We start from the raw sequence: 19,608 nt of genomic DNA, 5'->3' as shown, positions 1-19,608 counted from the left end.
CACAACAGCAACCCGCCGACGCTCCACAGCACCACACCCACAACCACCACGCCCACGCCCACGCCCACGCCCACGCCCAACCGCAGCGAACCGCGAACCGACCCCCGAAAGACCAACGCGGCGTGCACTAGGGGACGCGGACCGGCTGCGAACCGAGGCGTCGAAAACGCCTGGGCGGCCGGGTGCGATACGGGCACCCGGCCGCCCGGCAACCCGGCCACCGGCCAACCGACCACCCGGCAACCCGGCCGTCTCCGCGTGACGGCCTCAGCCCGCGGGCGTCGGCTCCACGGACCGCTGCGTGCGGCGTTCCCGGATCAGCGCGAGCAGGGTCACCGCGAGCAGCCCGCCGACCACCGCCGCGGCGCCGGACGCACCGCCCTCCCGCATGTCCGTGTAGTCCCACTGCATGACGAATCGGCCGACGACGAGCGACCCGAAGGTGGCGAAGGCGACGACGGTGGTGGCCAGCGGCCAGACCGGTGACCGCCATCCGAGGACGGCGACGACGAGGAACACCGCGCTGGTCAGGACCAGCGCCACCCGGGTGTCGGGGACCATCCAGTTCCCCACCCAGAGCACGTGGAACACCCTCTGCCCGAGGCGATGCGGGTTGGAGTTGACCCAGGTGCGGGGGTCTCTGAGGGCGAGCGCGAACACCCCGAGCGCGACCGCGGCGACGCCGCCGGCCGGCACGAGCCACCCGCCGCGGACCCGCCGTGCGGCGGCGCCGCGAGCGAGCAGGACGGCGAGCGTCGTGACCGCCACCAGGAGGAGTTGCTCGCGCGCCATGTCGGCCTTGGTGTCCAGGTCGGTGGCGGCGAACACCAGCTCTCCGAGGGCCAGGAGGCGGGCGGCGGACCACCAGCCGACGGTCACCAGGGCGAAGATCAGCAGCCACAGCGCGGGCAGTTCTCTGTGCAGCGTCGTGAGGACGCTGTACCGAAGCTCCCACGTGTTGTCCTTCCGGCGGTGTGGCTCGGGCCAGCCGGTGAACAGCGTGTGGCGGTAGAGCTTGACCATCACCGCCTCGTTGACCCCGTTGAGCGCGAGCACCGCCGCGCCGAGGAAGGCGATCGCCCGCGCCGTCTCGCCGAACCGCGAAGCCCTGTGCTCCCCGCCGTCCGCCCCGGCCGCGCGGAAACGCGTCCGCGCCGACAATCCGGCCAGGCTCAAGGCCTCCCGGGCCTCCGGCCACCGCCGCTGCTCCCCCGCCCCTTCCATCAACGCGCCCAGAAGCTCCTCCCCGCGCGACTGCCGGTAGTGCTTCGGCAACATCCGCAAAAGCCTGCGATAGCGCCGCTCCAAGATCTCGCTCATGCCATGCCTCCCCGCGGGGCGCGCTGAATCGTCCCCCGCCTGCGCAGCCGTTCCAACGCCACGGAGGCCTGCCGGGACAGCCGCTCGGCCTCCTCGGCCAGGACCCGCGCCCCGGCGTCGGTGAGGCGGTAGTAGCGGCGCAGGCGCCCGGAGACGGTCTCCTCACGGTCCAGGACCAGCAGCCCCTCGCCGGACAGCCGGTCCAGCGCGCCGTAGAGGGTGCCCACGCGCAGCTGGGTCCGGCCGTCCGACAGGCGCCCGACCTCCTGGATGATCCCGTAGCCGTGCAAGGGTCCGTCGACGAGCGCGGTGAGGATCTGGAACGTCTGCTCCGTCCTGCTACTCGAGGAACTCACGGTCGATATATATCGCCTGCCGAGCTATAGGAGCAAGCGTCTGCGCCAGCCCGGCCGCGCCGCCGACCAGGACCACGGTGCGCACGCCGAGGCCCGCCAGGTCGTCGAGCAGCGAGGCCTCGTCGGCGAGCAGCACGGCGACCGGGCCGACGGGGTCGGCATCGCGTGCGTCCGTCACCCCCGGCTCACCGGACACCCCGGAGAGCGCCGAGGCGCCCGGCGCACCGGAGACACCGGAGACACCGGAGACACCGGAGACACCAGAGGCACCAGGCGCCCCCGCCGCCCCCGCTGTCCCGGACCCGCCCGCCTGCCGCACCACCAGCGCCGCCTGCCGCGGCGCCGACACCGTCCCGCCGGCCACGAGCTGGATCCAGCCGGCCACGTCGGCCGACTTCACCTGCACCCGGACCCGCTGGAAGGCCGCGGCGTCCAGACCGCCGTAGCCGTGGCGCAGCACCCCGTCGTGCACGCCCTCGGAGACGATCAGGCCGACCGCCGCCTGGCTGCCGGCCATGGCCTCCCGCAGCGGCTGGGCGTCGACCAGGCGGAAGGCCAGGTTGACGTCGTAGCCGGCGTAGCCGTGCGCGTCGTGGTGCACCTCGCCGGCGTGCACCGCCACCCGCAGCCGGAAGCGCTGGCGCGGGGCCCGCTGGGCGTTGCCGCGCTCCAGCAGCTCGCCGAGCCGGGACGGCAGCTTGCCGAGCAGCAGGACCTTGGAGACGTCCGCGGAGACGAAGATGAGCACACCGTCCCCCCGGTCCTCCCGCACGGTCTGCCGCCACGGGATTCCGGAATCCTCGAATGCGTCGCGCAGGGTGCGGTAAAGCGCGTCGCGAATTGCGAGCTGATCGACGTTGTCCCTGTCCGGCCGCGTGAACGAGACCACGTCCACGACGACGATCGACCGGTGGGTGGGCAGATTGTTGACGGTTTGGGGAAGTGGGTGGTGGCTGATCGGCTGCGCATCCCGTCCGTGGAAGCGGCGTGGCGTCCTACCTGCGCGACTACGCGGTTCCCGCGGCGGGTTCATGAGAACAGGTCCTTGATAGTGACCCTCCGTGCCCCCCGACATGTATCGCAAGATACTCCGATGCGCAAGAGTTCCGCACCAGGAATTCCACCGGTGCGTTCGCGGATCCGTTCACCAATTACGGTATCGGCGGGCACCCACAAAAACGGGTTTCCGAGCGGTCCCGGGGGCTTCCCGGAGACCGCGCGGACTCAGCGCAGACGCCCGTCGTGGGCTATCTCCTCCAGCGCCTTCTCGTCGAGGACGAGGATGCGCTGGCGCGCGCTGCGGATCACCCCGGCCTCGCGCAGCGTGCGCAGCGACCGGGCCAGAGCGGGCACGCTGACGCCGGCCCAGCAGGCGATCTCCTCCTGGGTGAACACCGGCCGGTCCTGCCCGGCACCGGCGTAGGAGTGGATCTCCAGCAGCTTGTCGGCGACCGCGCCGAGCGCGACCGAGCCGTGCAGCTGGGTGCGGTGCCGGTCGGCGTCGTGCAGACGGTCGGCGAGGATCCGGAACAAGGCCCGGGCGATGGAGGGGGTGCGCTCGGCGAGGTCCATGAAGGCCTCGCCGCTCATCCCGCGCGCCTCGACGGTGCTGCGGGCCTTGACGGTGGCGCTGCGCGGCCGGTCGGACAGGCTGGCCAGCTCCCCGACGACGTCGCCGGGGCCGCGGACGGCGAGGATGCGGGTGGCGCCGGCGGAGCTGTGCTGGATGACCGACACCCACCCGGACTGGATGAAGAACACGCGGTGCGTGTCCTCGCCTTCCCCGGTCAGCGAGTCGCCCGTCCGGAAGGCCTGGTAGACCGACCGTGACCGGATCTCCTCGGCTGCCATAGCGTCGAGGAGATCCCAGAACCGCCACCCGTCGTCACGCGCCATTCCTCGGAAGATAATCGAGCCCCGCCCCCACGCAAAGCTCGGCCCCCGAGCAACGGCCGCGGAGCAACGGAGCCCCCCGTGGCCCCGCCGTTCCCCCGCAGCGCCCGATGGTCCCCCGTGTACCCCCGAAGACCCCCGTTCCCCACCCCGCCGCGCCCGCAGCTCCCCCCGCGTCACCATCCCCGGCAGCCGCACGCCGCCAAGGGCTCGCACCCCTTGCGACGCACACACGACCACCCGGCGGACCCGGATCTCCCCCCTCCGCAGGCGCGACGAGAACCATCCTCGACTTTCCCGACAGAGGCTTCCACGTCATCTGATAGGAACAGCGAGTATGACGCCGGTCACTCCGGCTAGTGGGGAATCCGCTTCAGAAGAACACCGACCGGCGCTGCAGCAGCAGCCGGTACAGCGTGTCCTGGATCGTCTCGCGCACCTGGTCGGTGAGGTCGAACACGAGCATCGGGTCGTCCGCCGCCCCGGCCTCGTACCCGGTGGTGGGGATCGGCTCCCCGAACGCGATGTGCCACTTCGTCGGCAGCGGCACCAGGCCGAGCGGACCCAGCAGCGGGAACGTCGGCGTGATCGGGAAGTAGGGCAGCCCGAGCAACCGCGCCAACGGTTTCAGGTCGGCGATCTTCGGATAGATCTCCTCGGCCCCGACGATGGACACCGGGATGATCGGCACCCCGGTCCGCAACGCGGCCGAGACGAAGCCCCCGCGCCCGAACCGCTGCAACCGGTACCGTTGCGAGAACGGCTTCCCGACACCCTTGAAGCCCTCCGGGAACACCGCGACCACCTCGCCGCCCCGCAGCAGCCGCTCGGCGTCCGGGGTGCACGCCAGCGTGTGCCCCATCTTGCGGGCCACCTCCCCGACGAAGGGCAGCGTGAAGACCAGGTCGGCGGCCAGCATCCGCAGATGCCGCCGGGCCGGGTGGTGGTCCAGCAGCGCGACCTGGGTCATCAGCGCGTCGATCGGCACGGTCCCGGAATGGTTGGCGACGATCAGGGCGCCACCCTCACTCGGCACGTTCCCGATGCCCGAGACCTCGACGCGGAAGTACTTCTCATAGAGCGGGCGCAGCACGTTCATCAGCACGGAGTCGTTCAGATCGGGATCGAACCCGAACTCGTCGACCTCGTACTCGCCGTTCAGCCGCCGCCGCAGGAACGCCAAGCCCCGCGCGGCTTTCTCCTCCCAGCCCTCCTGCGACTCCTCGCCCACCTCAGTACCCCTTCGTCCAGCCGGGCACCACCGGCTTCAGGCCGATCGCCTCGGCATGGGCGCGCAACGCCTCGGCCGTGGTGTGCTCGGGCTCCCAGCCCAACCGGGCCTTGAGCCGCGCCGTGTCCAGCACCCGCCCGTAGCGCACCAGCGCCACCTGGTCGGGAGTGAAGTCGGCGATGCCGGCCCGCCTTATGAGGGCGCCGAAGAAGCCCGAACCGAAGGACACCACCGGGAGCGTCGGACGCCCCAGCCTCCGCGCGATCTGCGACAGCAGCATGGCGCCGTCCCCGGCGACGTTGTAGGTGCCCGGGTGGGCGCCGACGGCGGCCAGCACCAAAGCCCGCACCGCGTCGTCAATGTGGACGAACTGCAGGCGCGGGTCGTAGCCCAGCACCGTGGGCACCACGGGCATGGTGAGGTAGTCCAGCAGCGGGGAGGCGACGCCCGGCCCGGCGAAGGGCGCGAAGCGCAGTACCGACACCGCGACATCGGGCCGCCGCCGGGCGAACCCGCGCACGTACCCCTCCGCCTCGGCCACGTCCTTGCCGTAGCCCGAGGTCGGCGGCTGATGTACAGGGGTGTCCTCGGCGAACAGAGCGGGATCCCGCGGCGCACACCCGTAGACGGCGCCACTGGACTTGACCACGAGCCGCTTCAGTCCCGGCGCCTTCGAACAGGCGGCCAGCAACTGCATCGTGCCGATGACATTGCGTTCCTTCATCGCCGCCCGTCCACCGGCCAGCGAAGGCCGGGGCTCCAGCCCCAGGTGGACGACGGTGTCCGGATCCGCGTCGGCGATCAGCCGCGCGATGGCGGGCGACCCCGAGGCGTCAGCGCCGTCGGCGCCCGCGACGAACCGCACCGGCTCCTGCACCCGCAGCGCCTCGACGACGGACCGCCCCAACCGGCTGTCCGCACCGATCACCAGCACGCGCCGGCCCCGCCGCGGACCACCGTCCACCCGAGTCCGACCCGCACCGCTCATGCCGCGGCCAACCCCCCGCGCGCCGGGCTACTTCTTCTTGTTACGACGCTGGATACGCGTCTTCTTGAGCAGCTTGCGGTGCTTCTTCTTGGCCATACGCTTACGGCGCTTCTTGATGACTGAGCCCACTGAAGGTGCCCTCGCTCACTTGTGACGGGATTCGCGACTGGCCCAGGGTACCTGGTCACCGCCCCCCGCCACCAAACAGCCCCAGAGCCCACCGAAAAGGCACCCACCGGCGCCCCCACCACCGCCATCGACCAGCGAGCCCGCGCCGCCCTACATGCCGTCCGCCACATAAGCGTCCCGCAGGTACTCCTGCACAGCCTGCTCGGGCACCCGGAACGACCGGCCCACCCGCACAGCAGGCAACTCCCCGCTGTGCACCAGTCGGTAGACCGTCATCTTGGACACCCTCATCACCTGGGCGACCTCGGCGACCGTGAGGAACTTGACCTCGGAGAGCCGCGCGGCGTCGCCGCCCGTGCGAGCGCTCCCGTGCATGTCGGATATCTCAGAAGCCATGTTATGAGGATAGGGGTGGATGATACATATGGGGAAGAGGATGCGGCATTCGTGTGATTTGCGGACTGTTACATCTGGGGTGAGCAGTTACCCGGCACCGGGAACGGCATGCATGAAGCCGGTCCTGCCAGCGGGAGCACGACCCGAGGAGCCGCACGATCGGCAGCCGGGAGACGCGGCCCTTGACTGGCCGACCGGCGAGCTGCAACTTGTCCGCCCACCACCCCACACAGGACACAGACCACCCTGCCGGCCCAAAGCCGCCTACGAGCTGCGACTTCCGGCGGGCTTTCACCACACCGACCGAAGGTCGTATAAGGCCTTTAAAACCCCCAGACAGACCGCACGGCAACAGCTCAGCTGCCGGAAACCAGCCCCGCCCGCTCCAGCACATACCGCACCATCGGCGCATAGTGCCGCGGCGCGATCCCGTCATCCAACGGCACCGCCACCTGCACCACGCCCTCCGCCTCCCCCACGAACAGCGCCGGATCGTTCGAATCGGCGAACCCGATCGCGTCGATGCCCGCCTGGCCCGCTCCGCCGCACCACCCGTGGTCGGCGACCACCAGGTCCGGCAGTGGCTCGCCGTCCCCCGCCAGCGACGCCAGGGCCGCCCGGATCGGCCTCGCCGAGTGTGTGTGGACCAGGGATCCGCCCTCGGCCATCACCCCCACGCCGCCGAAGTAGGCGATCGACCGTCGCTTCCGGCCCACTTGCGCTGAGGCCTGATACGACCACCCGGCCCCGGCCTCTATCACTTCGCACCCCGCGTCCCGCAGCGCCGCCGCGAACGCCAGGTGCACGGCCAGCAGTGTGCTGGGATGTCCCGTGGCCAACAGCACCCGCTGGCGCCGCTCGCCCGCCTCGCCCAACCGCTCCGCGAAGCGGTCCAACGCCGCGACCGTCAGATCGACGTCGATGTGGTCCTGGCCCGACCGGTACTTCGGATCGCCCGAGACTCCCACCCGGTCGGCCATCAGCTTGATGACATCGCCCAGCTTCCACACCCGCTCGGGCTCCAGCCCGAACAGGTGGTACGGATCCCGCTCGGCGAACATCGCGTACTTCCGCAGGTTGTCCTCCCGCGGCGTCGCGACGGCGCCGGCGATGCGATGGGTGAGCAGGTGGTCGCGGAGTTCCTCGCGACCGGCTTCCTGACGCCCCAGCCCCTCGCGCCCGGCTCCCCCACGACCCCCGAGCTCACGGCTGCCGAACTCGTTACGCGAAGACGACCCCTCCCCCATGGAAGGCTCGTCATGCGAAGACGACCCCTCCCCTGCGGGAGGTTCGTCGGAGGCGGAGGCGGCGTTCATGAAAAGAAAGTAGCTACTCCGTGCGCAACGCGACCACAGGATCGAGTTTTCCAGCGCGTCTCGCCGGCATGACGCCGAAGAAAACACCCACCGCCGCCGACACCCCGAACGCCAGCACGATCGACCACCACGCCAGCACCGCCGGCAGCGGTGAGAACGCCGACAACGTGAACGACGCCCCGATCCCCAGGCCGATCCCTATCAACCCGCCGATGCTCGTCAGCATCACGGCCTCCAACAGGAACTGTGCCAGCACGTCCCGCTGTCTCGCCCCCAGCGCCTTGCGGAGCCCGATCTCCTTCGTCCGCTCGCGGACCGACACCAACATGATGTTCGACACACCGACGCCGCCCACCAGGAGCGAGATCCCCGCGATCGCCGCGAGCACCAGTGTCAGCAGGGACAGGATCCGCCCGATGGTGCCGAGGATCTGCGTCTGCGACACGGCCGTGAACTCGTCGCCGCGGTACTTGCGCTTCAGCGCGTCGACCATCTTCGCCCCGGTCGCGTCCACCTGCCCCGGGGACTCGGCCTTCGTCGCGAAGCCGGTGATCGTCTGCATCCCGAACAGCCGCTGAGCCGCCGTCACCGGGATGTGGACCTCGGCGTCCGGGCTCACCCCGAACGCGCCGCCCTTGGCCTTGAACACGCCGATCACGCGGAACTCCACGCCCGCCATCGTCACCTGGCGGCCCACCGCGTCGGCCCCGGGGAACAGGGCGTGCGCCGCGTCCGGGCCCAGCACGATGACCCGCCGGGCCGTCGAGATGTCGGCCTTGGAGACGTACCGCCCCTTCTCCACCGGCCGGTCGAAGACCTCCACGACGTTGCTCGTCGTGCCCTGGACCGTCGCGTAGAACGTGTTGGTCCCGGCGCGCATCGTCTCCGCGGACGTCAGGGCGACGGCCACCGCGTCGGGGCGTCCGAGCACGCGGTCCAGGTAGTCGGCGTCCGACAACTGCAACCGCGACAACGCCGGCTGCGTCCCGAACTGGAACTTGCCCGGGGCGACGAACACGATGTTCGACCCCAGCCCCTCCACCTCGGACGTGACGAGCTGTTTGGCGCCGCCCCCGATGGCGACCAGCACCACCACCGCCGCCACGCCGATCACCACGCCCAGCATCGTCAGCAGCGACCGCAGACGGTTGGCCCGCAACGCGTCGAGCGCGACCCGGAACGACTCGGTGAACCTCATGGCGCGACCCCCGCCGTCTCCTCGATCAGGCCGTCCCGCACCCTGATGATCCGCCTGGCCCGCGCGGCGATCTCGGCCTCGTGCGTCACGAGCACCACCGCGACGCCCCGCTCCTTGTTCAGCCGCTCGAGGATCGCCATCACCTCGTCCCCGTTGACCGTGTCGAGGTTCCCCGTGGGCTCATCGGCCAGCAGCACCGCCGGCTCCCCCACCAGAGCCCGCGCGATCGCGACCCGCTGCTGCTCGCCACCGGACATCTGCGTGGGCTTGTGCGTCAGCCGATGGCCGAGGTTGACCGCCTCCAGCGCCTCGGCCGCCCGGGTCCTGCGCTCCGCACGCCGCACGCCCCGGTAGACCAGCGGCAGCGCGACGTTCTCCAGAGCCGTGGTCCGCGGCAGCAGCTGGAAGGACTGGAACACGAACCCGATCGTCTGGTTCCGCAGCTCGGCCAGTTCGCTGTCGTTGAGGGAGGACACGTCCCGGCCCCGGATGAGCAGCGTTCCGGACGTCGGCCGGTCCAGGCAGCCCAACAGGTGCATCAGCGTGGACTTCCCCGACCCCGAGGGCCCGGTGATCGCCGCGTAGTCGCCCTCTTCGATGGTCAGCGAGACGCCACGCAACGCGTCCACGGAGACCCCGTCCATACGATACGAACGGGTGATCCCAACGGCCTCTATCTCGGCCATGGCCTTACAGCTTCTGCCCGTCGTGGACCTTGTCGGCCCCGGCGGTCACGATCACGTCCCCTTCGTTGAGCCCGCTGGCGATCTCCACCGAAGCATCACCCTGCGCCCCCAGACGGACCACATGCCGGTGAGCGACGTTCGCCGTCACCAGCCACACGATGTCCTGGTCCCCGTCATGGACGACCGCCGCCGCCGGCACGGCCAGCACGTGCTGTTTGTCGGCCACCTTGAGGTCCGCGACCGCGCTCATCCCCGCCCGCGGCGTCGGCGCCGGCGATCCGTCCCCGAGCGTCCCGCCCTGCAGCGAGAGCCGAACCCGATACGTCACCCCGCCCCGGCTGGACGACTGCCCCTGGCTGTCCACCGACAACACCGTCGCCGGATACCTCGCGTCGGGCACCGCGTCCAACTGCACGTCCGCCGTGACCCCCGGCGCCACCTTCAGGATCGACGTCTCGTCGACCTGCGCCGTCAAGGTCAGCGCCGACGAATCCGTCAGCACCAACAGCGGCGCGCCGGAATCGACCGGCGACCCCTGCGAGATCACCGTGTCGTTCCCCGACCCCGACGATCCGCCGGAACCTCCACCGCTCGCCGCCCCGAGGCTCCCCGCCGCCCCGGCCAGCGACCCGAGATTCCCTCCCAACTGCGACAGCACCGAGGAGACGTCGACGCCGGACGCCCCGCCGCCTCCGATCCCGCTCCGCAGCGAAACCGTTCCCGAGATCGCCGCCTTCACCGTGAGCGAGTCGACCGTCTTCTGCGCGATGGCCACAGCCGCCTGGGTCTGCGTCCGCTGGGCGTCGCCCAGCGACCCCAGCACATCCGACACCGAAGCGAACCCCTTGTTGAAGTTCCCGATGGTGTTCCGCACGTCCGCCGACGCCGTCGCATAATCGTTGCGCGCACTGGATATCTGGCTCAGGATCGATGCCTTCACCGTGGGATCGGCGATCTGGTCCGCCGTGGCCTGCGCCGCGTCGAACGCCTTCTTCGCGTTCGTGTCCGCCAGCGACTGCGACCGGGTGAAGTCGACGACGCTCGACCCGCCCGCCGAACCGTTCTTGCCCTGCGACGCCGCCTGGGCGTCCGCCGCCTTCGCCGCGTCCAGCTGTGCCTTCGCCTCCGGCGAGTCGATCCGCACCAGTGCCTGTCCGGCGTCGACGTGCTGTCCGTCGCCGACCATCAGCTGCGCCACCGAGCCGGCGGCCGCGGCGTCGACCGTGATCTGCGCCTTGGGCGTCACCGTCGCGGGCGCCTCGACGATCTCGGCCACCGGCCCGTATCCGACCGCGGCCTTGGTGATCCCCGAGTCGCCGCCACCGCCGCAGCCACTGAGGCCGACGGCCAGGAGCGAACTGACGAGGACCCCCGCCATCACCGTGCCTTGTTTGGTCACGAACCCAATGTAGGTACCGTTTCCGCGCCGCCGACGGCCGGGGTCGCCTGGCCGCCGACGGCCTTCGGCACGCGGCGCGGATCGAACGCGAACGCCAGCACGATGATCAGCGCGATCATCACCATCGGCACCGCCATGCCCTCACGGTGCGACACGCCGGCGCCCCACAATCCGGTCACCAAGGGCGCACCGAGCAGGAATCCGAGGTAGTTGAAGACGTTGATGCGCGCGACCGCGACTCCCGATCCGGCCGGATCGTTGGCGTGCGCCGTCGTGAACGCCTGCGGGACCAGCGGAGAAAGACCGAGGCCGGCTATCAGGAATCCGGCCAGCGCCATGTACGGGCCCGCCGCGGCGACCACGATCACGAACCCGAGCGCACACACCACCGCCCCGGCCCGCACCACCTTCACGCCCCCGTAGCGCTGGACCAGCAGGTCCCCACGCAGACGGCCCACCACCTGTCCCAGTGTGTAAGCGCCGACCACCAGACCCCCGAAGGTGTCGGAGGACTTCAAGCCCTTGGTCAGGTACACGCTGCCGGCATTGGTGACGCTGGACTCGCCGATATAGGCGAGGGTCATCACGAGGCAGAGCAGAAGCATCGGCCGCCAGGGCACGGATGGCAGCTTCCCGTCTGCGTCCTTGACGACCGTCTCGTCGCGCAGGTTCCGCAGCAGTATCGGCCCGGCGTAGAGCGTCGCCGCGATCCCGACCGCCGCGCCGGCCAGATAGATCACGCTCAGGTGCCAGCCCGCGGCCGACCCGAGCGCGCCCCACGACGAGCCGACGATCGCCCCGGCCGCCCACAGGCCGAAGAACGACAGCACGATCGACCGGCCGTAGCGCCGTTCCAGCCCGCACGCCTGCATGTTCATCGTCGCGTCGGCCGCGCCGACCGCCAGCCCGAACAGCATGAGGATCGGCATCGCCTGCCACAGGTTGCGCGCGTGCGGCACCGCGATCAGCACGCCGATCACCGTCGGTTCCGCCACCCGCAGGACGACGGCCGACGTCGTCCACCGCATCGCCGTCCCGGCCAGCAGCGAGCCGACGCCCGCCAGCACCGGCACCACCGCGAGCAGCACCGCCAGCGTGCCGTCGTCCAGTCCCAGTTGTTTCTGGATGACCGACACCTTCGACGTCAGCAGCGAGAACGCGAACCCCTGCACCCCGAAGAACACAGAAGTCGCAACCCGGTTGCGGACCAGACCACTCGCCACTACCTCCGACATGCGGGCAGCGTAGGCGACGTGATCTTCCGTGGGAAGGGGTTGCGTGGTTCCGCCCCGGGCGCGGGTGTAACGTGCGGAAAGTGCCAGACGACGCGGTGATCGGATGCGTGGGCGTGCTGCACGTCGGTACGCGCGGCCAGCGGGGGCCCGGCGAGGTGGTGGTGCAGGTGCGCGGCGGCAGCGAGGCTTTCCTGGCCTGGTCGGAGGAGCCGCTGGCGAAGGGCACCCAGGTCCTGGTCGTGGAGTCCCGCGGAGCCCGTGCGGTGGACGTGGTGGCGTTCCCCGACCCCGAAGACCCGCTGGACGCGCTGGACCGGCTGTGAACGCGCAACCCTGAACGTCCACTCCAGCTCACGGGAAGAAGGCTGACCAGCATGCTCGGCTACAAGGTCCCCTCCCCCGACGAGGCGATGCTCATCTCCGGCGGGCGCCGGGGGCAGGGCGGGGCCCCGTTCCGGGTCGTCACCGGCCACGGCAAGTTCGTGCTCCCGATATTCCGCAAGACCCGCTTCCTGACCCTGTCCATGCAGGAGGCGGAGGTCTCCGAGACCTGCGTGACCAAGCAGGGGATCTCCCTGACCGTGAAGGCGGTCATCGCGTTCAAGGTCGGCAACGACGTCGAGAGCATCGTCAACGCCGGACAGCGCTTCCTGTCCGACCAGGACCAGATGTCCACGCTGACCGCCCGCATCTTCGCCGGCCACCTGCGCTCCATCATCGGCTCGATGACCGTGGAGGAGATCGTCACCGAGCGCCAGAAGCTGGCCGAGGAGGTGCTGGACACCTCCAAGTCCGAGATGGCCAAGATCGGCCTGATCGTCGACTCGCTGCAGATCATGTCGATCGACGACATGCAGACCGGCTACATCGACGCCATGGCCGCCCCGCACAAGGCCGCCATCCAGCGCCAGGCCCAGATCGCCCAGGCCCAGGCCACCCAGGCCTCGGTGGAGGCCCAGCAGGAGGCCGAGCGCAACAAGGCCGAGTACGCCCGGCAGACCGCGATCGTGCAGGCCAAGTACAAGGCGGAGGTGGATCAGGCGCAGGCGGTCGCGGCGCAGGCCGGCCCGCTGTCCGCGGCCAAGGCCCAGCAGGAGGTGCTGATGGCGCAGACCGAGCTCGCGGAGCGCGCCGCCGAGCTGCGCCAGCAGCAGCTGGTCGCCGAGGTCGTGAAGCCGGCCGAGGCCGAGGCCGAGCGGGTCCGGATCACCGCGGCCGCCGAGGCCGAGCGGATGCGGATCCAGGCCGAGGCCGCGGCCAGCTACGACCGCGTGGCGCTGGACCGCATGATCATCGACCAGCTGCCGCTGATCGTGGAGAAGGCCGCGGCCGGCCTGAACGGCGCCAACATCAACGTGCTCAACGGCGCCGACGGCCTGTCCGAGATCGCGGCCGGGCTGGTCGGCCAGGGGCTGGCGATCCTGGACTCGGTGAAGAAGGGCATCGGCGACGAGGACGGCCGGGGCAAGTCCGACGGCGCCGCCACGCCGCAGGTCATAGAGCGGGTCCGGATCGAGGACGAGAAGTAGTCCGGACCACCGGGACGGCACGCCCCCATGTCAGTAGTCTGCTGAACGTCGGCAGGGCTGGGCTGATGTGGGGGCGTTGACGTGTCGTTCACCGGGACCGAGTTGGCCGCGCTCAAGAAGGCGGCGGCGCTGGTCGGCAAAGCCGTGTTCACCGGGCCGGGACCGGGGGCGCGGGTGGTCGAGGATCCGATCCGGGTCAGCCGGATCCCGGTGATCGAGCGGCGCAAGGCCGCCCTCGAGAGCGAGGACCTGGAGCTGTTCGCCCGCGAGGTGTTGAAGCGGACCCCGGAGCTGGACCCGGACGACGGCCGGCGCGTGGTCGAGGCGTTCGGCGCGCTGGTGCTCGGGCTCCCGTACAGCTGCGTCGACATGAAACTGATGCTGGACCTGCGGATGCGGCCCGAAGGGTTGCGCGACGCGCTGCTCGCGGTGTTCCCGACGATCCGCCGCACGGTCGGCGACGACCTCGAGCCGGCGCTGCGGGAGCTGGCCGACGCCGCCTGCCCGCACATCGTGGAGTTCTTCACCCGGCGGGAGAACTACAGCGCCGCCGCCATCACCCATCTGGTGGCCCAGGGCGGCGACCGCTTCCCCGAGGACCAGGTGTCCGCACTGCTGGCCGACTATGCGGTCCTGGTCCGCAAGAAGTTCAACATGATGCGGCTGTTCGGCATGGACCTCGGGCCGGCCGACCGCGCGATCGACCTGATGACCGGGTTCGTCGACCTCACCGTCGAGTCCTCGGAGGCACCCGGGCGCGGCGACGGCGGGGCGGCGCCGCGGCGGGTCGAGTGGAGCCGGATGGGCGCCCTGGTCGAGGAACGGCAGCGGGTGCTGCTGGAGGGCCCGGCCGGCGCCGGCAAGTCGACCCTGCTGCAGCACCTCACGCTGGGCGGGATCGAGGCGTTCGCCCCGGACGGCCGCCCGGCCGCGTCCGGCGCCGGCCCGACCGTGCCGTTCCTGCTCCGGCTGCGGGAGTTCGTGAAGGACGGCGCGCTGACCCTGCCGAACGTCGACGACCTGCTCAGCACCCTGGCCCCGGGCCTGGCCGGCCTGATGCCGGGCTGGGAGCGGGCGCTGCTGAAGACCGGCAACGCGGCGGTCTACGTGGACGGCGTCGACGAGATCCCGGAGTCGCTGCGGCCGCTGGCCCTGGACTGGATCACCGACCTGGTCGCGATCCACCCGTTCGCCCGGCTGGTGGTCACCTCCCGCGCGGCCGGCGTGGACGAGCAGTGGCGCCGGGAACTGCGCCGGGCCGGCTTCACCTCGGCGGTGATCAACCCCATGTCGACGGCGCAGGTGGCGACCTTCGTCGAACGCTGGCACCAGGCCGCGCTGCTGCAGTGGGGCGACTCCGACCCGGCGCTCCAGGACGGCACCGCGGACCTCATGCAGGCCGTCCAGTCCCGCCGCGACCTGGCCCGGATCGCCACCACACCGCTGCTGTGCGCGATGATCTGCGCGCTCTACTACTCGGACAACGGGGTCCTGCCGCAGAACCGGACCGCGCTGTACGAGCGGGCCTTCGCGATGTTCTTCGAGAAGCGCGACAGCCACAACAAGATCAAGACGTTCCCGGTGCATCTCAGCCGCGAACAGGTGGAACGGTTCCTGGCCGAGTTCGCCCTGTGGATGCTGCTGGAGCGGCGCCGCAACATCCCCCGCTCGGTGGCGCTGGCGAAGGTCGCCGGCATCCTGCCCACGCTGCGGTTCCGCGGCGCGTGGACGCCGGAGGCCGAGGATCTGCTCAAGTACCTGATCGAGCGCTGCGGCGTGCTGCAGGAGCCGACGATGGACGAGCTCGAGTTCCGGCATCCGAGCTTCCAGGACTACCTGGCCGCCAAGCGCGTGCTCCAGGAGGAGCACTACAACCTGCTGATCGACAACGCCCACGACGCGCTGTACCAGGACGTGCTGATGATGGCCGTCGGGCAGGCGCAGAGCAACAGCAAGGTCCAGGGGCGGCTCCTCGAAGGGCTGCTCCGGCGGTGCGACATCGAGATGGAGGAGGTCGCACGGCAGCTCAGCCTGCTGGCTTTGGCGTGCATCGCGGACGTCGGGATGGTCGACCCGCAGTGGACGGCGGCGATCCAGCACCGGACGAAGGAGTTGCTTCCGCCCCGCGACAACGCCGAGGCCCGCACCGTGGCGGTCGGGCCGTTCGTGCTGGACCTGCTGGCCGACGTGGCGAAGCGCCCGGAACGGCTTCGGCCGGAGGAGGCCGCGGCGACCGTGCAGGCGGCCCGGCTCATCGATCCCGACGATCCGACGGCCCGGGTGATCATGCGCCAGATCGCCCGGCACGGCGACCACGACGTCCGCAACGAGCTGATCGCCGCCTGGCACGAGTCCAAGGACCCGGCGGTGTTCCACAAACAGATCCTGGAGCCGGTGGACTTCCGGGCGGAGCCCCTCACGGTGCTGCGGCCGCAACTGCTGCCCATGGTCAAGACGCTGCGCAACGTCGAGCTGCTGACGGTCCTCGGGCTCTCGGCGGCGGACTGCGCCCACATGGCGGCCATCGACCACCTCTGGGGCGTCCAGCTGATCGATCCGGACCTGCCCGACCTCGCCATCCTCGCGGAGGCGCCGCAGTTGCGGCAGCTCACGTTCGCCAGCCACCGGTCGGGGGCGCTCGCCCGCCTCGCCGACGCGGAGAACATCACGGTGCTCAGCTGCCGCTTCGGCACCGGCTTGTCGCAGGACGCCTTCAACGGCCTGGCGAACATCGCTCGCCTGAAACTGTCCGACGAGGTGGAGATCACGCTGATATCGCTCGCCCATCTGCCGAAGCTGGAAGCGGTCGAGCTGGGCGGACGGTACATCGGCGCGCTCGGGGACCTCGCCTACGTGCCGAACGTCACCCGGCTGCGCCTCAGTGGGAGCGCCAACCTGCACGTCGACGACCTGGCCCGCTCGGAGACCCTGACCCACCTGAGCATCCACCGGCACCTGGCCCTGAACATCGAGGCGATCGCGGCGACCCCGCGCCTGGCCGAGCTCGACCTGCCCGGCGACGCGGTGGTGGACCTCCGTCCGCTGGCGGAGTCCGGACGCCTGCGCAAGCTCGGCGTCACCTCACTGGACGGCATCGACGCCGGCATCCTGAGCGACTTCCCCGAGGTGCGGCTCACCTTCGACGCACGCGACCGCACCGGGCGGATCCGCATGCACTCGTCCGTCACCGAGCTGCGCATCATCGGCGCCCGCTGGATCGACTTCCACGGCCTGGAACGCTACGAGCACGTCACCGCGCTCACGCTCGACGGCCTGACGCCGACGCATCTGGCCGCGCTGGCCGCCGCGCCGAACATCGTGGACCTGCACCTCGACTCGGCGGTCGGCATCGACCTCGCGGCCCTGGCGGCCCTGCCGTATCTGCGCAGCGTGACCTTCGACCGGACGGCGGGGGTCGACCTGGAGCCACTCCAGGCCAACCCCCGCCTGCGGGTCAGGACCGCCGGTCCGACCGAGTTCTGGTCAGCGTGAAGGTCTCCAGCGGAGCGATCTTGCCGTCCGGCTGGGCCACCACGTAGTAGGTCACGTGGATCCGCGTCTCGCCGCCGGCGTGGGTGCCCGGGTCGACGTCGAACGCGGCGAAGCCGTAGGGGTTCTTCTCGTCGCGGACACCGATCCAGGGCGCGTCCTCGAACACGTAGGTCGGGGTCTTCTTCCCGTTGGCACCGACCGCGCCGACGGCCGTCAGCACCTTCGCCTTGCTGCCGGAGAAGAACTTCTGGTTGCTCGGGCTGGAGGTGCCGCCGCCGCCGAGGACCATGTGGACGGTGCCCTTCGAGGTGTCGACGGTGCCGGTGTCGGTCGCCACCGGGTTCGGGGTCAGCGTCTCGCTGCCGGAGACCACGCCGCGGATCGGGTGCGAGCGCTCGTAGTCGTGCTCGTGGCCGCAGACCACCAGGTCGACCTCGTACTCGTCGAACAGCGGGCCCCACTGCTGCCGGATGCCGAGGTCGGCGCCGTTGGCGTCGGAGCTGGAGATCATCACCTGGTGCATGCAGACGACGATCCAGTCGATGTCCCGGCTGCGGCGCGCGGCCTTCAGCGTGCGCTCCAGCCAGGCCTTCTGCCGGCCGGCGCTGTAGCCGCTGACGTAGCTGTCGCCGCCGTCCTGCAGCGCCACGTCGTCGTTCTGCAGCACGACGAAGCGGACCGCGCCGACGGTGAAGGCGTACCAGAGCCCGGCGAACTCCGCGTCCTCGCCGTTCGGCGGCAGGGCGAAGCGGGTCTGGTAGGCCGAGAAGCCCAGCGGCCCGTTGCCCTTCTCGTTCTCGTGGTTGCCGGCCGCGGGCATCCACGGCCGGAAGCGGGCCGAACGGGTGTTGTTCTGGAAGAACGAGTCCCAGGTCCGCAGCCGGTCGGGGTTGATGTTGGCGTAGCAGAGGTCGCCGTTGAGCAGGTGGAACAGCGGCGCCACCTGCTCGATGCCGGCCACGATGTCTCCGGCCGCCGGCGACGCCAGGGTGGCGGCCCCCGCGGTGAAGCCGCCGGAGGCGGTGGTGGTCCAGGTGGTCCCCGGCGTGGCCTGGTCACCGAAACTGGTGAAGGTGAACGGCTTCCGGCCGCTCGGCGCGGTCCGGAAGGCGGCGGAGTCCGGCAGGACGCCGTCATGCAGCGCGCTGTAGACGTAGGTGGTGTCCGGACGCAGGCCGGTGATGTGGGCGTGGTGGACGTACACCTGACGGTTGGAGGCGCCGTCGGTGTAGGTGCGGGTCTCCGCCTGCACGGTGTCGCCGTGGCCGCCCTCCAGGCTGCCGAAGCGCACCCGCGGCCGCCGCACGGGCTTCGCCGTGGTCCACGACGCGTACATCTCCCGCGCCGGGTCGGCGCCGAAGGTCAGGTGCAGGCCGTCCACCGGCGGGGCGCCGAGCGCGCCGGGAGTGGTGAGCAGCAGCGGGGAGTCGCCGGGCGCCACCGCGGGCGACGCCGGGCCCGCGGTGGCGGCGGTGGCGGTGGCGTCGGCAGGGGCGTCCGCGGTGGCGGCGGCAGCGGGCGAGGCCAGCAACGGCGACGCGGCGAGGGCGGCGCCGGCCGTCCCGGCGGCGATCAGGGCGGTACGACGGTCGACGGGCATCCGATCGGTCATGGCCGCGACGCTAGCCAGAGGGCTGACACCCGTGGGTGAACGCACGGTGAGCGCCGAAGGAAGGTTGGGGCCCGCCGCACGTTCCTACCGGCCCAGTACGGCGCCTCCGTTGATGTGCAGGATCTCTCCCGTCACGTTGGCGGCACCGGCGAGGTACTTGATCGCCTCCGCGATCTCGTCGGGAGTGCCGGCCTTCTTCAACAGCGTCTGGCCGACCCGGCTGGCGTGGAAGGCCGGGTTCATGCGCGCGCCGAAGAACTCCGTGTCCTCGGTGAATCCCGGGGCGACGGCGTTGGCGCGGATGCCGTCCGCGGCCAGGCTGGTGGCCCACTCGTACGTGACGGCGTGCAGGTGGGCCTTGGCCCCTCCATAGGACCCGGGTCCCCGGACCGCGGCGATGGACGTCACCGTCACGATCGCCCCGCCCGGCCGCGCGAGCTGCGGGATGAGGGCCTCGGTGAGCAGTACCGCGGTCAGGACGTTGCCCTCGAAGTTGGCGCGGTAGTCGGCCGCGACCTCCGCGAGCGTGGCGTCGGCCCCGGCCGTGCCGAAGTTCCCGCCGGCGTTGTTGACCAGCACGTCGACCGGGTCGCCGGTCTCGGCGATCGCGCCGGCGACCCGCTCCACGTCCGCGGTCTCGGTCAGGTCGGCGGCGTGCGCGACCACGCGCTGCTCGCCGAACTCGGCGTTGAGCGCGGCGGCGGCGTCCTCGACGACCTTCGCCCGCCGTCCGACGATGTGCACCCGGTTCCCGTCGGCGCCGAACAACCGGGCGGCGGCCAGCCCGATGCCGGTGCCTCCACCGGAGATGACGATCTGTCCCATGCC

At 71.0% G+C, this 19,608-nt stretch carries 18 protein-coding genes; 3 read left to right on the top strand and 15 right to left on the bottom strand.

Translation table 11 applies throughout. The features are described 5' to 3' along the window. Nucleotides 1-267: 267 nt before the first annotated feature. From ABD466_RS30335 to ABD466_RS30275, 13 genes are all read right to left on the bottom strand, one after another. The gene (locus ABD466_RS30335; RefSeq protein ID WP_344660628.1) at nucleotides 268-1,320 is read right to left on the bottom strand and encodes a hypothetical protein; all 1,053 of its coding nucleotides are present in this window, start codon (nucleotides 1,318-1,320) and stop codon (nucleotides 268-270) included. Next, on the bottom strand, nucleotides 1,317-1,676 hold the full coding sequence (locus tag ABD466_RS30330; protein WP_344660627.1) for a PadR family transcriptional regulator: 360 nt from the start codon (nucleotides 1,674-1,676) through the stop codon (nucleotides 1,317-1,319). Before ABD466_RS30330 ends, ABD466_RS30335 begins: the two co-directional genes overlap by 4 nt. Beyond that, nucleotides 1,660-2,571 carry a hypothetical protein gene (locus ABD466_RS30325; protein ID WP_344660626.1) on the bottom strand — a complete coding sequence of 304 codons (912 nt, stop codon included), beginning with the start codon at nucleotides 2,569-2,571 and terminating at the stop codon, nucleotides 1,660-1,662. Before ABD466_RS30325 ends, ABD466_RS30330 begins: the two co-directional genes overlap by 17 nt. Before the next feature lie 329 nt (nucleotides 2,572-2,900). Continuing rightward, on the bottom strand, nucleotides 2,901-3,572 hold the full coding sequence (locus ABD466_RS30320; protein ID WP_344660625.1) for a Crp/Fnr family transcriptional regulator: 672 nt from the start codon (nucleotides 3,570-3,572) through the stop codon (nucleotides 2,901-2,903). A gap of 370 nt (nucleotides 3,573-3,942) precedes the next feature. After that, complete coding sequence (locus ABD466_RS30315) at nucleotides 3,943-4,800, bottom strand: lysophospholipid acyltransferase family protein (protein WP_344660624.1); 858 nt, start codon at nucleotides 4,798-4,800, stop codon at nucleotides 3,943-3,945. A 1-nt stretch (nucleotide 4,801) separates the two neighbouring features. Further along, entirely contained in the window at nucleotides 4,802-5,734 is a 933-nt protein-coding gene (locus tag ABD466_RS30310; RefSeq protein ID WP_344660623.1) for an NAD-dependent epimerase/dehydratase family protein, read from the bottom strand. An 81-nt stretch (nucleotides 5,735-5,815) separates the two neighbouring features. Further along, nucleotides 5,816-5,917: a 30S ribosomal protein bS22 gene (locus ABD466_RS30305; protein ID WP_015796886.1), complete on the bottom strand. Its 102-nt coding sequence runs from the start codon at nucleotides 5,915-5,917 to the stop codon at nucleotides 5,816-5,818. A gap of 150 nt (nucleotides 5,918-6,067) precedes the next feature. Next, nucleotides 6,068-6,292 (bottom strand): helix-turn-helix domain-containing protein, encoded by a 225-nt coding sequence (locus ABD466_RS30300; RefSeq protein WP_344660631.1) that lies wholly within the window; start codon nucleotides 6,290-6,292, stop codon nucleotides 6,068-6,070. Between the two features lie 377 nt (nucleotides 6,293-6,669). After that, nucleotides 6,670-7,629 (bottom strand): phosphatase, encoded by a 960-nt coding sequence (locus ABD466_RS30295; protein ID WP_344660622.1) that lies wholly within the window; start codon nucleotides 7,627-7,629, stop codon nucleotides 6,670-6,672. Between the two features lie 13 nt (nucleotides 7,630-7,642). Further along, nucleotides 7,643-8,827, bottom strand: coding sequence for an ABC transporter permease (locus ABD466_RS30290; RefSeq protein ID WP_344660621.1), 1,185 nt, complete (start codon nucleotides 8,825-8,827; stop codon nucleotides 7,643-7,645). Continuing rightward, nucleotides 8,824-9,513, bottom strand: a complete 690-nt coding sequence (locus ABD466_RS30285; RefSeq protein ID WP_344660620.1) for an ABC transporter ATP-binding protein — start codon at nucleotides 9,511-9,513, stop codon at nucleotides 8,824-8,826. The genes ABD466_RS30290 and ABD466_RS30285 overlap by 4 nt, the downstream gene beginning before the upstream one ends. A 4-nt stretch (nucleotides 9,514-9,517) precedes the next feature. Beyond that, the gene (locus tag ABD466_RS30280) at nucleotides 9,518-10,912 is read right to left on the bottom strand and encodes an efflux RND transporter periplasmic adaptor subunit (RefSeq protein ID WP_344660619.1); all 1,395 of its coding nucleotides are present in this window, start codon (nucleotides 10,910-10,912) and stop codon (nucleotides 9,518-9,520) included. After that, nucleotides 10,909-12,147 (bottom strand): MFS transporter, encoded by a 1,239-nt coding sequence (locus tag ABD466_RS30275; RefSeq protein WP_344660618.1) that lies wholly within the window; start codon nucleotides 12,145-12,147, stop codon nucleotides 10,909-10,911. The genes ABD466_RS30280 and ABD466_RS30275 overlap by 4 nt, the downstream gene beginning before the upstream one ends. Before the next feature lie 71 nt (nucleotides 12,148-12,218). Between ABD466_RS30275 and ABD466_RS30270 the strand changes: the two genes are divergently transcribed. The 3 genes from ABD466_RS30270 (at nucleotide 12,219) to ABD466_RS30260 (ending at nucleotide 17,168) form a co-directional block, all read left to right on the top strand. Next, entirely contained in the window at nucleotides 12,219-12,470 is a 252-nt protein-coding gene (locus tag ABD466_RS30270; protein ID WP_425558785.1) for a hypothetical protein, read from the top strand. A gap of 51 nt (nucleotides 12,471-12,521) precedes the next feature. Beyond that, nucleotides 12,522-13,676: an SPFH domain-containing protein gene (locus ABD466_RS30265; protein WP_344660616.1), complete on the top strand. Its 1,155-nt coding sequence runs from the start codon at nucleotides 12,522-12,524 to the stop codon at nucleotides 13,674-13,676. Nucleotides 13,677-13,757: 81 nt separating this feature from the next. Further along, the gene (locus ABD466_RS30260) at nucleotides 13,758-17,168 is read left to right on the top strand and encodes an NACHT domain-containing protein (RefSeq protein ID WP_344660615.1); all 3,411 of its coding nucleotides are present in this window, start codon (nucleotides 13,758-13,760) and stop codon (nucleotides 17,166-17,168) included. On the opposite strand, the gene ABD466_RS30255 is transcribed toward ABD466_RS30260, so the two are convergent. Both ABD466_RS30255 and ABD466_RS30250 read right to left on the bottom strand, forming a co-directional pair. Beyond that, nucleotides 17,131-18,780, bottom strand: a complete 1,650-nt coding sequence (locus tag ABD466_RS30255) for a purple acid phosphatase family protein (protein ID WP_344660614.1) — start codon at nucleotides 18,778-18,780, stop codon at nucleotides 17,131-17,133. The two genes, ABD466_RS30260 and ABD466_RS30255, sit on opposite strands and share 38 nt — an antisense overlap. An 84-nt stretch (nucleotides 18,781-18,864) precedes the next feature. Continuing rightward, entirely contained in the window at nucleotides 18,865-19,605 is a 741-nt protein-coding gene (locus tag ABD466_RS30250) for an SDR family NAD(P)-dependent oxidoreductase (RefSeq protein WP_344660613.1), read from the bottom strand. Nucleotides 19,606-19,608: the final 3 nt, after the last annotated feature.

The organism is Catenulispora subtropica (assembly GCF_039531675.1).
Classification (GTDB): Bacteria; Actinomycetota; Actinomycetes; order Streptomycetales; family Catenulisporaceae; genus Catenulispora; species Catenulispora subtropica.
Note: the sequence above shows the minus strand (reverse complement) of the source record. Positions and strands in the feature narration are given on the sequence as shown.

Excerpts from the sequence above, each read along its gene's own strand:
- ABD466_RS30335 (WP_344660628.1), bottom strand. The coding sequence starts at position 1,320 with ATGAGCGAGATCTTGGAGCGGCGCTATCGCAGGCTTTTGCGGATGTTG.
- ABD466_RS30320 (WP_344660625.1), bottom strand. The coding sequence starts at position 3,572 with ATGGCGCGTGACGACGGGTGGCGGTTCTGGGATCTCCTCGACGCTATG.
- ABD466_RS30300 (WP_344660631.1), bottom strand. The coding sequence starts at position 6,292 with ATGCACGGGAGCGCTCGCACGGGCGGCGACGCCGCGCGGCTCTCCGAG.
- ABD466_RS30295 (WP_344660622.1), bottom strand. The coding sequence starts at position 7,629 with ATGAACGCCGCCTCCGCCTCCGACGAACCTCCCGCAGGGGAGGGGTCG.
- ABD466_RS30290 (WP_344660621.1), bottom strand. The coding sequence starts at position 8,827 with ATGAGGTTCACCGAGTCGTTCCGGGTCGCGCTCGACGCGTTGCGGGCC.
- ABD466_RS30285 (WP_344660620.1), bottom strand. The coding sequence starts at position 9,513 with ATGGCCGAGATAGAGGCCGTTGGGATCACCCGTTCGTATCGTATGGAC.
- ABD466_RS30275 (WP_344660618.1), bottom strand. The coding sequence starts at position 12,147 with ATGTCGGAGGTAGTGGCGAGTGGTCTGGTCCGCAACCGGGTTGCGACT.
- ABD466_RS30265 (WP_344660616.1), top strand. The coding sequence starts at position 12,522 with ATGCTCGGCTACAAGGTCCCCTCCCCCGACGAGGCGATGCTCATCTCC.
- ABD466_RS30255 (WP_344660614.1), bottom strand. The coding sequence starts at position 18,780 with ATGACCGATCGGATGCCCGTCGACCGTCGTACCGCCCTGATCGCCGCC.
- ABD466_RS30250 (WP_344660613.1), bottom strand. The coding sequence starts at position 19,605 with ATGGGACAGATCGTCATCTCCGGTGGAGGCACCGGCATCGGGCTGGCC.